Origin of the sequence: Bradyrhizobium sp. USDA 4538, from assembly GCF_024171045.1 — a bacterium.
In the GTDB taxonomy this organism is placed as follows: domain Bacteria; phylum Pseudomonadota; class Alphaproteobacteria; order Rhizobiales; family Xanthobacteraceae; genus Bradyrhizobium; species Bradyrhizobium australafricanum.
In genome coordinates this window covers 7,697,890-7,712,001 of record NZ_JALJZE010000001.1, presented here as the reverse complement: position 1 = coordinate 7,712,001, position 14,112 = coordinate 7,697,890, and the positions used below count along the sequence as shown (strand labels likewise).

Annotated in this window: 14 protein-coding genes; 3 read left to right on the top strand and 11 right to left on the bottom strand. The window is 65.1% G+C overall.

What is annotated here, in order from left to right; genetic code table 11:
- Positions 1–77: 77 nt before the first annotated feature.
- Both J2R78_RS35420 and J2R78_RS35415 read right to left on the bottom strand, forming a co-directional pair.
- Entirely contained in the window at positions 78–464 is a 387-nt protein-coding gene (locus tag J2R78_RS35420) for a nuclear transport factor 2 family protein (RefSeq protein WP_253608487.1), read from the bottom strand.
- A 44-nt stretch (positions 465–508) separates the two neighbouring features.
- Positions 509–2,188 carry a glutamine--tRNA ligase/YqeY domain fusion protein gene (locus tag J2R78_RS35415; RefSeq protein WP_253608486.1) on the bottom strand — a complete coding sequence of 560 codons (1,680 nt, stop codon included), beginning with the start codon at positions 2,186–2,188 and terminating at the stop codon, positions 509–511.
- 177 nt (positions 2,189–2,365) lie between these two features.
- On the opposite strand from J2R78_RS35415, the gene gltX reads away from it, so the two are divergent.
- Both gltX and gltA read left to right on the top strand, forming a co-directional pair.
- Entirely contained in the window at positions 2,366–3,787 is a 1,422-nt protein-coding gene (gene gltX / locus J2R78_RS35410) for a glutamate--tRNA ligase (RefSeq protein WP_253608485.1), read from the top strand.
- A 160-nt stretch (positions 3,788–3,947) separates the two neighbouring features.
- Entirely contained in the window at positions 3,948–5,249 is a 1,302-nt protein-coding gene (gene gltA, locus J2R78_RS35405; protein ID WP_225647497.1) for a citrate synthase, read from the top strand.
- A 34-nt stretch (positions 5,250–5,283) separates the two neighbouring features.
- Here gltA and J2R78_RS35400 read toward each other — a convergent pair whose 3' ends face one another.
- From J2R78_RS35400 to lpxA, 6 genes are all read right to left on the bottom strand, one after another.
- Positions 5,284–5,646, bottom strand: a complete 363-nt coding sequence (locus J2R78_RS35400; RefSeq protein WP_253608484.1) for a helix-turn-helix transcriptional regulator — start codon at positions 5,644–5,646, stop codon at positions 5,284–5,286.
- Between the two features lie 99 nt (positions 5,647–5,745).
- Positions 5,746–6,123, bottom strand: a complete 378-nt coding sequence (locus J2R78_RS35395) for a hypothetical protein (protein ID WP_253608483.1) — start codon at positions 6,121–6,123, stop codon at positions 5,746–5,748.
- Positions 6,096–6,413, bottom strand: a complete 318-nt coding sequence (locus J2R78_RS35390; protein WP_253608482.1) for an SRPBCC domain-containing protein — start codon at positions 6,411–6,413, stop codon at positions 6,096–6,098. The genes J2R78_RS35395 and J2R78_RS35390 overlap by 28 nt, the downstream gene beginning before the upstream one ends.
- A 114-nt stretch (positions 6,414–6,527) precedes the next feature.
- Entirely contained in the window at positions 6,528–7,706 is a 1,179-nt protein-coding gene (gene lpxB / locus J2R78_RS35385; protein WP_253608481.1) for a lipid-A-disaccharide synthase, read from the bottom strand.
- Complete coding sequence (locus tag J2R78_RS35380; protein WP_253608480.1) at positions 7,706–8,563, bottom strand: LpxI family protein; 858 nt, start codon at positions 8,561–8,563, stop codon at positions 7,706–7,708. Before J2R78_RS35380 ends, lpxB begins: the two co-directional genes overlap by 1 nt.
- Positions 8,564–8,582: 19 nt before the next feature.
- Positions 8,583–9,377, bottom strand: coding sequence for an acyl-ACP--UDP-N-acetylglucosamine O-acyltransferase (gene lpxA / locus J2R78_RS35375; protein WP_028334015.1), 795 nt, complete (start codon positions 9,375–9,377; stop codon positions 8,583–8,585).
- A 147-nt stretch (positions 9,378–9,524) separates the two neighbouring features.
- Here lpxA and J2R78_RS35370 point away from each other — a divergent pair, with 147 nt between their 5' ends.
- Entirely contained in the window at positions 9,525–9,848 is a 324-nt protein-coding gene (locus tag J2R78_RS35370) for a KTSC domain-containing protein (protein ID WP_253608479.1), read from the top strand.
- A gap of 12 nt (positions 9,849–9,860) precedes the next feature.
- Here the strand turns inward: J2R78_RS35370 and fabZ are convergent, their stop codons facing one another.
- From fabZ to bamA, 3 genes are read right to left on the bottom strand one after another with little or no spacing between them, the layout of a single operon-like run.
- Complete coding sequence (gene fabZ / locus J2R78_RS35365; protein WP_076857667.1) at positions 9,861–10,319, bottom strand: 3-hydroxyacyl-ACP dehydratase FabZ; 459 nt, start codon at positions 10,317–10,319, stop codon at positions 9,861–9,863.
- A complete protein-coding gene (lpxD, locus tag J2R78_RS35360) occupies positions 10,319–11,380 on the bottom strand; it encodes a UDP-3-O-(3-hydroxymyristoyl)glucosamine N-acyltransferase (RefSeq protein WP_253608478.1) in 1,062 nt (353 codons plus the stop codon). Before lpxD ends, fabZ begins: the two co-directional genes overlap by 1 nt.
- A gap of 32 nt (positions 11,381–11,412) precedes the next feature.
- Positions 11,413–13,953, bottom strand: coding sequence for an outer membrane protein assembly factor BamA (gene bamA, locus J2R78_RS35355; protein ID WP_253608477.1), 2,541 nt, complete (start codon positions 13,951–13,953; stop codon positions 11,413–11,415).
- Positions 13,954–14,112 lie beyond the last annotated feature (159 nt).

Here is a 14,112-nt window from a genome sequence, read left to right as displayed (position 1 = left end):
GCCCGGCCCCGCGCACCCTCCCTGACTACGAGGGCCCGGCCGGCCCTCGACTTTTTTCGTCAGCTCCAGCGCTGAGCCTAGATCAGCGGCGTCTGCGACGAGACGTGGTGGCAGACGATCTTCCAGTCGCCGTCCTCGCGCGCGATCACCCAGGTGATCTTGACGGCGAGCGAGGGCGCATCTCCGTCGAGGACGAATGACGCGATGCCCGCCATGTTGACGAGATCGGCGTTGACCCGCTCTGCCCTGACATCGCTGAACTGAACGCGCGGCGCGTGCCAGCGCGGCAGACCGTCAAAGTAGGCTTTGACGCCGTCGCGGCCGCGATACAGCGTCGGGTTCGAGCCGAAGAAGAACGCGCTCTTCGAATAGAGCGCGCTTAACGCATTCGCATCGAGCCTGCTGAAACCCGCCGACCATCTGGCGATGATGGCGGAGACGATCTCGTCGGATTCATCAGGCATCGATCCCCCGTCCGCTTGTCCGCGCGGGACGCGCTTCCTCTCGGCTAGCCCTTGCCGCCGACTTCCTTGGCGAAGGTGTCGCGCAGGCCGATGGTGCGGTTGAACACCAGCCGGTCCGGCGTCGAATCCGCGTCGCGCACGAAATAGCCCTGCCGCTCGAATTGCACCGGATCGGGTGAATTGCTCTCGGCGATCGCCGGCTCGACGCGCGCATCCTTCAGCACTTCGAGCGACTGCGGATTGAGGTCGGCGGCGAAATCGGCCGCGTTCGGGCTCGGATTGGCGAACAGCTGGTTGTAGATGCGGATCTCCGCCGGCTTCGACTGCGCCGCCGGCAACCAGTGCATCGTCGCCTTGACCTTGCGGCCGTCGGGCGCATTGCCGCCCTTGGTCAAGGGATCGTAGGTCGCGCGGAGTTCGACGATCTCGCCGGCGTCGTTCTTCACCACGCCGGTGCACTTGATGAAGTAGGCGTAGCGCAGCCGCACCTCGTTGCCGGGCGAGAGGCGGTAGAATTTCTTCGGCGGATTCTCCATGAAGTCGTCGCGCTCGATATAGAGCTCGCGTCCGAACGCGATCTTGCGGGTGCCGGCTTCCGGATTGTCGGGATGGTTGATCGCCTCGATCTCCTCGACCTGCCCTTCCGGATAATTCTCGATCACCACCTTGAGCGGCCGCAGCACCGCCATCCGGCGCAGCGCCGTGCGGTTCAGCTCCTCGCGGATGCAGAATTCGAGCATGCCGACATCGACCACGCTGTTGGCCTTGGCGACGCCGATGCGCTTGATGAATTCGCGCACCGCGGCCGGCGGCACGCCGCGCCGCTTCAAGCCGGCAATGGTCGGCATGCGCGGATCGTCCCAGCCCGAGACGTGGCCGTCACGGACGAGCTGGGTCAGCACGCGCTTGGACAGCAGCGTATAGGTCAGGTTCAGCCGTGCCATTTCGTACTGGCGCGGCTTCGAGGGCACCGGCAGCTTGTCGAGCAGCCACTCATAGAGCGGGCGGTGATCCTCGAACTCCAGCGTACAGATTGAATGGGTGATGCCCTCGATCGCGTCCGACTGGCCGTGCGCGTAGTCGTAGCTCGGATAGATCGACCACTTTTCCCCGGTGCGCGGATGATGGGCGTGCAGAATGCGGTAGAGCACCGGATCGCGCAGATTGATGTTGCCGGCGGCCATGTCGATCTTGGCGCGCAGCACGCGGGCGCCGTTCGAGAACTCACCGGCCTTCATGCGGCGGAACAGATCGAGGTTCTCCTCGACCGAGCGGTCGCGGAACGGCGAGTTCTTGCCGGGCTCGGTCAGCGTGCCGCGAGACAGCCGGATTTCCTCCTGGGACTGATCGTCGACATAGGCATAGCCGGCCTTGATCAGACCCTCGGCCCAATCGTACAGGCGCTCGAAATAGTCCGACGCATAGAACAGGTTGGCTCCCCAGTCATAGCCGAGCCAATGGACGTCGGCCTGGATGGAGTCGATGTACTCCTGCTCCTCCTTGGTCGGATTGGTGTCGTCGAAGCGCAAATTGCACTGGCCGCCGAACTCCTGCGCGATGCCGAAATTCAGGGCGATCGACTTGGCGTGGCCGATATGCAGGTAGCCGTTCGGCTCCGGCGGAAAACGGGTCACGATCCGGTTGTGCTTGTGGGAGGAGAGATCGGCCTGGACGATGTCGCGGATGAAGTCGCGCCCTGCCTCTGCCGTCGTATCAGTCGTCATCAAAGGGTTCCCTGGAGGAGTCGGCTCAACCTTCTGCCAAATTCGTGCCGTCCGGCCAAGCCTGGTTTCAAGTCTGGTTTGAGGCCTGGTTTGGTGGGCAAAAGGTCAGCCGGGGGTTTAGTTATGTCCGGTTCCTGATATACACCACCGCCGTCTCAGCATACGTCTCGCTCGATCATGAACAAACCCGTCGTTACCCGCTTCGCCCCCTCACCGACCGGCTTCCTCCATATCGGAGGTGCCCGCACCGCGCTGTTCAACTGGCTCTATGCCAGGAAACTCGGCGGCAAGATGCTGCTCCGGATCGAGGACACCGACCGTGAACGCTCGACCAAGGAGGCGATCGACGCCATCTTGGACGGCCTGAAGTGGCTCGAGCTCGATTGGGACGGCGAGGTCATCTACCAGTTCAGCCGCGCAGCCCGCCATCGCGAGGTCGCCGAGAGCCTGCTCGCCGCCGGGCGCGCCTATTACTGCTATGCCTCGCCGGAAGAGCTCACCGCGATGCGCGAGAAGGCGCGCGCCGAGGGCCGCACCCGCCTCTATGACGGCATGTGGCGCGACCGCGATCCGGCCACCGCGCCCGCCGGCATCAAGCCGACGATCCGCCTCAAGGCGCCGCAGACCGGCGAAACCGTGATCGAGGACCAGGTGCAGGGCCGCGTGGTCTGGCAGAACGAGAACCTCGACGACCTCGTCCTGCTGCGCGGCGACGGCACCCCGACCTATATGCTCGCGGTCGTGGTCGACGACCACGATATGGGCGTCACTCACATCATCCGTGGCGACGACCACCTGATCAACGCCGCACGTCAGAAGCAGATCTACGACGCGCTGGAGTGGGAACTGCCGAGCATGTCCCACATTCCGCTGATCCACGGTCCCGACGGCTCGAAACTGTCGAAGCGCCATGGCGCGCTCGGCGTCGACGCCTACCGCGCCCTCGGCTACCTGCCGGCCGCCTTGCGCAACTATCTCGTCCGGCTCGGCTGGAGCCATGGCGATCAGGAGATCTTCTCGACCCAGGAGATGATCGACGCGTTCGACCTCTCGGGCATCGGCCGTTCTGCGGCGCGGTTCGATTTCGCCAAGCTGGAAAACCTCAACGGTCACTATATCCGGCAGAGCGACGATCAATCCCTCGTGACCCAGTTCGAGAGCGTGCTGGATTATGTTCCCGAGGGCGCCGCGCTGAAGGCCAAGCTCAACGACACCACCCGCGCGCAATTGCTGCGGGCGATGCCGAGCCTGAAGGAGCGCGCCAAGACGCTGATCGAGCTGATCTCGGGCGCCTACTTCATCTTCGCCGATCGTCCGCTCGCGCTCGATCCGAAAGCTGTGGCGCTGCTGACGCCGGAAACGCGCGCGTTGATCGGCCGCCTGCGCACCGCGCTGGAAGCCGTCAACGACTGGACGGCGGAAACCACCGAGACCGCGATGCGGAATTTCGCCGAGCAGAACAACCTGAAACTCGGCGCCGTCGCCCAGCCGCTGCGGGTGGCGCTGACGGGGCGTACGACGTCGCCGGGCATATTCGACGTGCTGGCCGTGCTGGGACGCCAGGAGTGCCTTGCCCGTCTCGCCGATCAGGCGGCGTGATCCTGCATGGACCCCCTCCAGGGTCCATCTTGCAGCGCACATGGCAATGAGCTACCCAATCCCGGACGCTTTCTCCACAAGCCGTTCCGCCCCGCCACGGGCCGCAATTTAGCGACTGGGCAAGGTCGGTTTTCGCAACGAATTCATCGGGGATATCACGATGGACGCAAAATCCAGCAAGACAGCCACACTCACCATCGGCAACAAGAACTACGATTTCCCGATCCTGAGCGGCACGGTTGGGCCTGATGTCATCGACATCGCCAAGCTCTACGGCCAGGCCGGGGTGTTCACCTACGACCCCGGCTTCACCTCGACCGGCAGCTGCCAGTCGAAGATCACCTACATCGACGGCGACGCCGGCGTGCTCGAATACCGCGGCTATCCGATCGAGCAGCTCGCCGAGCACGGCGACTTCCTCGAGACCTGCTACCTGCTGCTGTACGGGGATCTTCCGACCCCGGCGCAGAAGAAGGACTTCGACCATCGCGTGATCCATCACACGATGGTGCATGAGCAGATGGCGCGGTTCTTCCAGGGCTTCCGCCGCGACGCTCATCCGATGGCGATCATGGTCGCCGCGGTCGGCGCACTGGCCGCGTTCTATCACGACTCCACCGACATCAACGATCCGCGCCAGCGCATGATCGCCTCGATGCGCATGATCGCGAAGGTGCCGACGCTGGCGGCGATGGCCTACAAGTACACCGTCGGCCAGCCCTTCGTGTATCCGAAGAACTCGCTCTCGTTTGCCGAGAACTTCCTCAACATGTGCTTCGCGGTGCCCTGCGAGGACTACAAGATCAACCCGGTGCTCGCCGACGCGCTCGACAAGATCTTCATCCTGCACGCCGACCACGAGCAGAACGCCTCGACCTCGACGGTGCGCATCGCCGGCTCCTCGGGCGCCAACCCGTTCGCCTGCATCGCGGCCGGCATCGCCTGCCTGTGGGGCCCGGCGCATGGCGGCGCCAACGAGGCCGCGCTCAACATGCTCTACGACATCGGCAAGGTCGAAAACATTCCGGACTTCATCGCCAAGGTGAAGGACAAGAACAGCGAAGTTCGCCTGATGGGCTTCGGCCACCGCGTCTACAAGAACTACGATCCGCGCGCAAAGATCATGCAGAAGATGTGTCACGCGGTGCTGAAGGAGACCGGCCACGGCGACGATCCGATGCTAAAGGTCGCGATGGAGCTCGAGAAGATCGCGCTCAGCGATCCCTACTTCATCGATCGCAAGCTCTACCCGAACGTCGACTTCTATTCGGGCATCACGCTGAAGGCGATGGGCTTCCCGGTCTCGATGTTCACCGTGCTGTTCGCGGTCGCCCGCACCGTCGGCTGGATCAGCCAGTGGAGCGAGATGATCGAGGACCCGCAGCAGAAGATCGGCCGTCCGCGCCAGCTCTACACCGGCGTCGCGCGCCGCGACTATGTGCAGATCGACAAGCGCAAGTAAGCTGCATCGCTGAAGAGAATCCGGGACGGCGCCATCATTCCTGATGGCGCCGTTTTCGTTTGCCCCGCGCAACTTCGGTCGCGATCGCGTCAAGGCGCGGCAGCCAGAACGCCCTGAACCGGTCGAGCCAGTCGTCGACCTCGCGCAGCCGCGCCGGCTCGACCGCATAGATGCGGCGCGTGCCCTCGGCGCGCACCGACGCGAAACGGGCGTCCCGCAAGATCCGCAGCTGCTGCGACACCGCCGACTGGGTGATGCCGAACTCGCGCTGCACGACCGCAACGACGTCGCCCGAACTGTGCTCGCCGGTCGCAAGCAGTTCCAGGATGCGCCGGCGGACGGGATCGCCGAGGATGTCGAAGGCGTGCAAGGTCGCTAAAGCGCGATGAGACTGCATCGTCATCCCGCTTTAGCCCTTCGTTTGAGCATGATCTCCGCGCAAACGCTTCGCGTTTGTCGCGAGGGAAAACCGCTTCACACTTTTCCGGATCATGCTCTAGCCTCCGCTCCCCGGCTCCGGCTCGCCGCAATAGGCCGCCGTGGTGTTTGCGGCCGATCTGCGCGCCGCAGCCTCCTCGGTGCCCGCCGCGATCGAGGCGCTGCACCAGTCCTCGCTGGCGCGGCGGATGAATTCCTTGCCGTCGTCGGTGGCTGGCCAGGCGGACGCGGCGGCGCGGTCGAATTGCTCGCCGGGCGGCATGGCCAGATAGAGCGCGAGCCCTAGCAGCGCGAGATCCCAGCCGACGCCGACCGCACCGGCCCCGTAGCGGCCCCAGAAGTCGCCCTCGATCACCGAGAGGTGTTCCAATTCCAGGCGCGTGGCGTCCGGACCGTTCTCGGCCAGCGTCACGGTAACCCAGCTGACCGTGCCCATGGACTCCCACGTGACGGCAAGCCGGCGCGGCGGCGCGGCGGCTCACACGCCGTGATCTCGCCGCCCGCATGGCCCTGGAACTGATAGCGGCCGCCAAGCCTCAGGTCGCCCGAGATCGGCAGGAACCAGCGCGGAATACGTTCGGGGTTGGTCAGCACATCCCAGAGATCGGCGATGTCGGTGTCGTAGCTGCGGGTCGCGATCACCGCCCGCGCCGGCTTGCCGTCGCGTTCCCGGAACGCGACTTCGCGAACGACGGCTTCGACATAGGCGACCGGGTCGATCTTCATGGCAGGCTCCGTACTAATATTAGCTATTGCTAATATTAGTACGGTCTAAATATCTGGCGCAAGCGGGATCGTCGCGGCGGGATGTCGCTACAGAACGAGGACACGATCGATTGGCTAGGTCGAACGGCGGCCCATTTCCGCCAGCACGATGTCGGCGGCGCGGACGCTCGGCGGCTGGTCGCCGGTCGACATCTTCCCGTCCATCGTCGCGAATCCCACGAGCTGCCGCAGACGATCGGGCGTATCCGCAAGCACGTCGCCCAGCGCCGCTGCGAGCTTGTCCGGCGTGCAGTCCTCCTGCAGGAACTCGGGAATGATATCGCTGCCGATCACGAGATTGGCGAGGATCACCGAGGAGACCCGGATCGCCCGGCGCAGGATGAACGCCTCGGCGGCGCCGACGCGATAGGCCGTCACCATGGGAATCCCTGACAGCGCGAGCTCCAGCGTCACCGTGCCCGACTTCGCGAGCGCAGCGCGGGCGACACGGAACGCGGCGCGCTTCTCGGTCTCGCCGATCGCGAGCCGCGGCACCACCGGCCACGACGCGACTCCCTCGCGCACTATCGCCTCGAGATGCGGCATGGTGGGAAGCACGAGCTCGAACGGCGTTTGCTTGTTGAGCTGGCCGAGCGCCGTGCCGAACAGCGCCAGATGATGCCTGATCTCGCTGCGCCGGCTTCCGGGCAGCACCAGCAGCACTGGAGGCTGCGCATCGCGCCGCTTCTGCTCGTCCTCGTTCGGCCGCAGCGAGGCGAGCTGCTCGGTCAGGGGGTGGCCGACATAGCTGCACGGCGGTCCCTGCAGCTTGCGATATTCCTCCGGCTCGAACGGCAGCAGCGCGAGCACGTGATCGACATAGCCCCGCATCGCGCGCGCCCTGCCCGGCCGCCACGCCCAGACCGACGGCGACACGTAATCGACGATCGGAATGTTCGGGTTGCGGGCGCGGACGCGACGGGCGACGCGGTGGGTGAAATCGGGGCTGTCGATGATGACGAGCATGTCAGGCGCGTCGGCGAGCACGGCATCGGCGGTGCGCCGGATCAATCGCAGGATTTTCGGCAATTGCTTCACAACGGCGGCAAAGCCGATGATCGAGAGCTCTTCGATCGGAAACAGCGGGGCGATACCCTGAGCAGTCATCGCCCGGCCGCCGACGCCGGAAAACTGCACGGCATCGCCGAGCCGCTGGCGCAGCACCTGCATCAGCGCCGCGCCGAGGCGGTCGCCGGATTCCTCGGTGGCGATGAGGAAGATCTTGCGAGCGGTGCTGGGGCTGCGCACCTGCATCAGCCCGCCAGCCCGATGACAAACAGCCCCTTAGCGTCGGCGGCCTCGACCAGGGCCTGCGGCTCGGCGGCCAGCGTGTTGCCAGCGATCACGGCGATGCCGGCGATGCCCGCTGCTGCCGCGCCCTCGACCGTCCGCGGGCCGATGGTCGGCAGATCGAAGCGCAGATCCTGCCGGCTCTTTGGCGCCTTCACCAGTACGCCGCGGCCGGCCTTGGCGCGAATGCGACCCTCGGCGCGCAGCCGCGCGACGCGCGCGAGCAGCCCGTCGGTACCCTCGATATCCTCGACCGCCACCACATGACCGTCGATCACCACGGCCGCCTGACCGATGTCGAACGGGCCGAGCGCGTCAAGCACGCCGCGTCCGCGCGCGATGTCGGCGAGCGCCGTGCTGTCGGGCGCCGCGCGCGTCACGGCGCCCTCCGGCATCAACAGATCGGGCGCGACATCCTTGATCCCGACCATGCGGAAGCCCTGCTGCTCGAGGATGCGGCCAACGCTCGACAGCAAATGATCGTCGCCGCCGCGAAATGCGCGCACGACGTGGCCGAGCAGGCGCAGCGTGCCCCAGTCGAGCCGGATCTCCGACAGCGCGGGCCGCACCAGGGTGCCGATGAAGATCAGATCGCGGCAGCCTTCGTCGCGGAACAGCCGGGTCGCCCGCCCGAGCTGGCCGACCGAGATCCAGCGGTGACGAAACCGCTGCGCGCGCGCCGGATCGCAGGCGCCGCGCAGCGCGAACAGCACCGGTGTGATGCCGCGCGCAACCAGGGACTCGGCGACCGCGAACGGCATGGCGCCGCCGCCGGCGATGACGCCGACCGGCGAGGAAAGCGAGGGAGCCGCTGACGTCATGCTGGCGGCCATCCCCTGCTCAATTGGTATCGGCGGGAAGGCAGAGCGGGCGCAGCTTGCCGCCCTCGATGAAGGCCAGGATTTCCGCAATCGCGGGATCCTCGCCCGCCAGCGGCTGCACCGAGGCCAGCCGCTCGGCGAAGATGCCGGGACCGTGGAACAGCTTTTGATAGAACGCGCGCACCGTCGCCAGCCGCGCCTTGGTGAACTGGCGGCGCCGCATGCCGATGATGTTGAGTCCTTCGAGAACCGCGTACTGACCGTTGGCGAGGCCGAACGGGATGATGTCGCCACGCACGCCGCAGACGCCGCCGATCATCACCTGCGAGCCGACGCGGGTGAACTGGTGCACAGCCGACAGCCCGCCGATATAGACGAAGTCGCCGATCTCGCAGTGGCCGCCGAGCGTCGCCGACGTCGCGAAGATCACGCCATTGCCGACCATGCAGTCATGGCCGACATGGCTGTTGTTCATGAAGAAGCCGCGATCGCCGACGCGGGTGAGCCCACCGCCCTTGACCGTGCCGACATTCATCGTCACGCCCTCGCGGATGGTGCAGGCTTCGCCGACTTCGAGGCGGGTCGGCTCGCCGCGATAGCTGAGATCCTGCGGCGGCCCGCCGAGCGCTGCGAACGGCGAGATGATGCAGCCGGCGCCGATCCTGGTATGCCCGCTGATCGTGACATGCGCGATCAGCTTGCAGTTCTCGCCGAGCACGACATTGGGGCCGACGATGCAGTACGGACCGATCTCGGTGCCGGCCCCGATCACAGCGCCATCGGCAATCCGCGCAGTCGGGTCGATCATGCTCATGAAGTTTCGGTCCGGAATTCGTTAATGGCGCCAAGGTGCTATCGAGGCGCCAGGCTGTCGATTTGGGCGGTCGTTAGCGCGACTTTGCCTGCCCTGTCCAGTGACGTATGATGACGGCCTGTTGCAAGAGAAGGTCGCAACCGATCCATGGTCCGGGCCGCCGCGCTGATCCTCAGCCTGCTCTCTGCGCCAGTCGGCCCGGAGACGGTCGATCTCGGCAACAGCACGGCGGTCGATCTCTCGAGCTTCGAATGCCACGACATCAACCGGAGCACGATCGTCCAGCGGGTCTGCTACAGCACGGATCAACGCGCGCTGCTGGTCGCGGTCAGAGGCAGCTACCAGCACTATTGCGGCGTCCCTGCCGAAACCTACGACGCGCTGATGAACGCACCGTCGATGGGCATCTTCCTCAATCGCGTCCTGCGGATCGCGGGCGCGGACGGCCGCTACACCTGCACAACGTCGTGAGCCCGGCGCGGACTAATCCGTCAGCATCGCACCGACATCGGCCTCGGCGACGACCTGGCCGTTGACCTTGGCATCGCCGTGAAACCACCACATCGTCTTGCGCCGGCCGAGCGAGCGCATGTGATACTCGATGGTGTCGCCGGGCATCACCGGCTTCCTGAACTTGCACTTGTCGATGGTGAGGAAATACACCGCGCGCGGCTTCTCGGTGCCCTCGACCGACTTGATGCCGATGACGCCGGCGGTCTGGGCCATCGCCTCGATCATCATCACGCCGGGGTAGACCGGGCGGTCCGGGAAGTGGCCCTGGAACGGCGGCTCGTTGAAGGTGACGTTCTTGATGCCGATGCCGCTGTAGTCGGTGCGGATATTGATCACCCGGTCGATCAGCAACATCGGAAAGCGATGCGGAAGCGTCTTCAGGATATCGTTGATATCCACCAGCTCGAATTTGACCGGTGCCTCCTCCATCACTCCTGCCCCTCACCTTTGGCTTCGTTGTCGCGCACCAGACGCTCCACTGCGATAATTTCCCTGAACCACTGCTTGGTCGGCTTGGCGAAATGCCCGCCCCACCGACCGTTGGCCGGGATGTCGTCCTTGACCGCGCTCATTGCCGTCACCTGGGCGCCGTCGCCGATCTTGAGGTGGTTGTTGATGCCCACCTTGGCGCCGAGCGCGACATTGTCGCCGATGGTCAGGCTGCCGGCGAGCCCGATCTGGGCCGCCAGCAGGCAGTGCCGGCCGATCGTCACATTGTGGCCGATCTGGACCTGATTGTCGATTTTGGTGCCCTCGCCGATCACGGTGTCGCGCAGGGAACCGCGGTCGATGGTCGAGGCGGCGCCGACCTCGACATTGTTCTGGATCACCACGCGGCCGGTCTGCGGCACCTTCACATGGCCGGCCGGCCCGAAGAAGATGAAGCCGTAGCCGTCCTGGCCGATATTGCAGCCGGGATGGATCAGGACGTTGTTGCCGATCAGCGCGAACTGAATGGTGGTCTTGGCGCCGACATTGCAGTCGCGGCCGATCTTGACGTCGGCCCCGATCACCGCGCCGGCGCCGATGATGGTGCCCGAGCCGATCTCCACCCGCGGGCCGATCACGACCAGCGGATCGACGATGACGCCGTCCTCGAGGCGCGCGGTGGGATCGATGATCGCCGACGGCGCGATGCCCTCGGTGTCGAACCAGGATTGCGGCCGCAGGGCATCGGCGTGCCATTGCCGGGCGAGCTCGACGAACGCCTGGAACGGCTTCGCCGCCCGCAGCACGGCAGTGCCCTTCGGCACCTGCGCCTCGAAGCGCGGGCTGACCAGACACGCCCCGGCCTTGGTCGCGGCAAGCTGGTCGGCGTATTTCAGATTGTCGAAAAAGGCGAGATGCATCGGACCGGCCTCGTCGAGCGAGGCCAGCCCCCTGATCTGAAGCGCGCCCCTTTCGGGGTCGACCAGTTGCGCCTTCGTCAGCGCGGCTATTTCGGCCAGCGATGACGAAGGAGGACTCTTGTAGAAGATCGGCTGCGCCATTCCATCCGTCGCAGTCCGGTTGGCAATCGGTCTTAGAACGTCGTACCGCCGCCAAACCGGAATTCTTGCGTGCGGTCAAACGCACCCTTGGTCAGCGGCACCGCGTAGTCGAAGCGCAGCGGGCCGAACGGTGACTGCCAGATCAGGCCGACACCGACCGAGGTACGGACAACCTTGCTGTCGTCGTAGCTCAGGCCAAGGCACGTACCCGGAGACGGCGGATTGTTCGTCGGCCTGATACAGCCAGGCACGTTGACTTCGCCGGTCGCCGCCCACGAGGTCGGGCCCTGGTAGTCGTACAGGCCGCCGGCGTCGGCATAGACCGCGCCCTTGAGCCCGACTTCCTTCGGCAGGAACCAGAACGGCATCTGCAGTTCCGCCGACACGCCCCAGTACTTGGTGCCGCCGATGGCGTCCATGGTGCCGTACGGGTTGATGTCACGCGGACCGATACCGTTCGGCGCAAAGCCGCGGACCAGGTTCGGGCCCATCTGGAAGTGATCGAGCATGCGCAGATCCGACGTCCCGAGCTTGTTCAGGATGCCGCCCTGCGCGTGGATCACGCCGACGATGTCGGAGACCAGCGGGGTGTAGTACTTCGCGTCGATCGCGGTCTTGATGTAGCTGACGTCACCGCCAACACCGGCGAAGTCCTGCTTGAAGTCGACGATCAGACCGTCGGTCGGGTTCTTGTTGTTGTCGAGCGTGTTGTAGTTGAGCGTGTAACCCAGCGCCGATGTGAGGGTCTTGCCGCCCGCCAGCTCCTTGCGGACCGGCAGCGAGGCTTCGCCGTCAAAGAAGCAGCCGAGACCATTGGTCGACACCAGGCTGATCCCGTTCAGGTTCGCATAGGCCGGGCTCGGATTGAACGCGGGGTTGGGCGTTCCATCCGGCAGGGTCGGCACGTTGTTACAGTTGTTCAGCGTCGACGGCAGGGTGATTTCCTGCTGGTAGATCGAGTAGCGCAGCTGCAGCGACAGATCTTCCCGCAGGCTGAAGCCGAGCCGCGGGCTGAAGCCCAGCGTCTTGGTGCCGTAGGCGATGTAGCTGTTGGACAGCTGCTGGCGCTGATACAGGTCGAGGCCGAGCGCGACGCGGTAGTCGAGCAGATAGGGCTCGACGAACGACAGCGAGTAGCCGCGGGCATACTGGCCGTAGGTCACCGACGCCTTCGCGTACAGGCCGCGGCCGAGCAGGTTGCGCTCGGAGACGCTGACTTCGGCCAGCGCGCCGTCGGTGGTCGAGTAGCCGCCCGACACCGAGAAGTCGCCGGTCGATTTCTCCTCGAGATCGACGATCAGGATGACGCGATCGCTGGAGGAGCCCGGCTCGGTGGTGATCTTCACCGTCTTGAAGAAGTCGAGGTTCTTCAGCCGGCGCTCGGCACGGTCGACCAGCGCACGGTTGTAGGCGTCGCCTTCCGAGATATCGAACTCGCGGCGGATCACGTAGTCGCGGGTACGGCTGTTGCCGCGGATGTTGATGCGCTCGATATAGGTGCGCGGACCTTCGTCGATCGCGAAGGTGATCGACACCGTGTGATTGTCGAAGTTGCGATCGCCGCGCGGCCGGACCACCGCGAAGGCGTAACCGCGGCGCGATGCCTCGATCTGCATCTCCTCGACCGACTTCTCCAGCGCCTCGGCGTTGTAGAGCGAGCCGACATTGACGCGCGAGTAGGTGCGCAGCGCGTTCGGGTCGAGCGTTGCGATCGACGACGTATAGTTGACCGACGCGACGCGGTACTGCTGGCCTTCCTCGATCTTGAAGGTAACCAGGAAGCCCTTCTTCTCGGGATCGTATTCGGTCAGCGCGGCCACGACCTGGACGTCGGCATAGCCGTTCTTGAGATAGAAGCGACGCAGCAGGTCGCGATCGGCCTCGACCCGGTCGGGATCGTAGACGTCGTTGCCGCCGAGGAAGCTCAGGATGTTCGATTCGCGGGTCTTGATGACGTCGCGCAGGCGGGACGCCGAATAGGCGCTGTTGCCGATGAACTCGATCGACCGGACGCCGGTCTTCACGCCTTCATTGACCTCGAAGATCAGGTCGACGCGGTTGTTCGGCTGCTCGATGATCTGCGGATTGACCCGCACGTCATAGCGGCCGGACCGACGGTAGATTTCGGCGATGCGCAGGGCGTCCGACTGGACCATCGGGCGCGAGAACGTGCCGCGCGGCTTGGACTGAACTTCAGCGGTGAGCTGCTCGTCCTTGATCTTCTTGTTGCCCTCGAAGGCAACGCGGCCGATCACCGGGTTCTCGACCACGACCACGACGAGGCGCCCGCCCCGCTGGTCGATATGGACGTCCTGAAACAGGCCGGTCTCGATCAGCGCCTTCAGACCGTCGTCGATCTGGGCCTGGGCCAACCGACCGCCCGGTCCGGGATGGAAGTAGGAGCGGATGGTTTCAAGCTCGACACGGCGGTTCCCCTCCACCGTGATCGAATCGACGGTCTGCGCCGACGCAGGCACAGACACAGCTACGGTCGCCAAGGTGGCAACCACCGGCGCGGCGAACATGACCAAGGCGGCGAACAGCCCCCCCCTCACTCGCATTCCAAACATCATGCGCAATGCGCCCTTATCTTAACGATGCCAGATCGTTCCCCAACGAACCGACAGATTCCCAACCTGCCGCTCAGCTTGTAACCAAATTTGCCAAGGGGGCAAACTTACTAGAGCCGAACATTTCCATTTTCGTTCCAAGACGTTGCCCATTGGCAACGC

Coding starts and splice junctions, on each gene's coding strand:
- J2R78_RS35415 (WP_253608486.1), bottom strand. CDS start 2,188: ATGACGACTGATACGACGGCAGAGGCAGGGCGCGACTTCATCCGCGAC.
- fabZ (WP_076857667.1), bottom strand. CDS start 10,319: ATGGAGGAGGCACCGGTCAAATTCGAGCTGGTGGATATCAACGATATC.
- gltA (WP_225647497.1), top strand. CDS start 3,948: ATGGACGCAAAATCCAGCAAGACAGCCACACTCACCATCGGCAACAAG.
- lpxD (WP_253608478.1), bottom strand. CDS start 11,380: ATGGCGCAGCCGATCTTCTACAAGAGTCCTCCTTCGTCATCGCTGGCC.
- J2R78_RS35390 (WP_253608482.1), bottom strand. CDS start 6,413: ATGAAGATCGACCCGGTCGCCTATGTCGAAGCCGTCGTTCGCGAAGTC.
- bamA (WP_253608477.1), bottom strand. CDS start 13,953: ATGATGTTTGGAATGCGAGTGAGGGGGGGGCTGTTCGCCGCCTTGGTC.
- lpxB (WP_253608481.1), bottom strand. CDS start 7,706: ATGCAGGTGCGCAGCCCCAGCACCGCTCGCAAGATCTTCCTCATCGCC.
- J2R78_RS35380 (WP_253608480.1), bottom strand. CDS start 8,563: ATGACGTCAGCGGCTCCCTCGCTTTCCTCGCCGGTCGGCGTCATCGCC.
- J2R78_RS35420 (WP_253608487.1), bottom strand. CDS start 464: ATGCCTGATGAATCCGACGAGATCGTCTCCGCCATCATCGCCAGATGG.
- J2R78_RS35395 (WP_253608483.1), bottom strand. CDS start 6,123: ATGGGCACGGTCAGCTGGGTTACCGTGACGCTGGCCGAGAACGGTCCG.
- J2R78_RS35370 (WP_253608479.1), top strand. CDS start 9,525: ATGGTCCGGGCCGCCGCGCTGATCCTCAGCCTGCTCTCTGCGCCAGTC.
- J2R78_RS35400 (WP_253608484.1), bottom strand. CDS start 5,646: ATGCAGTCTCATCGCGCTTTAGCGACCTTGCACGCCTTCGACATCCTC.
- gltX (WP_253608485.1), top strand. CDS start 2,366: ATGAACAAACCCGTCGTTACCCGCTTCGCCCCCTCACCGACCGGCTTC.
- lpxA (WP_028334015.1), bottom strand. CDS start 9,377: ATGAGCATGATCGACCCGACTGCGCGGATTGCCGATGGCGCTGTGATC.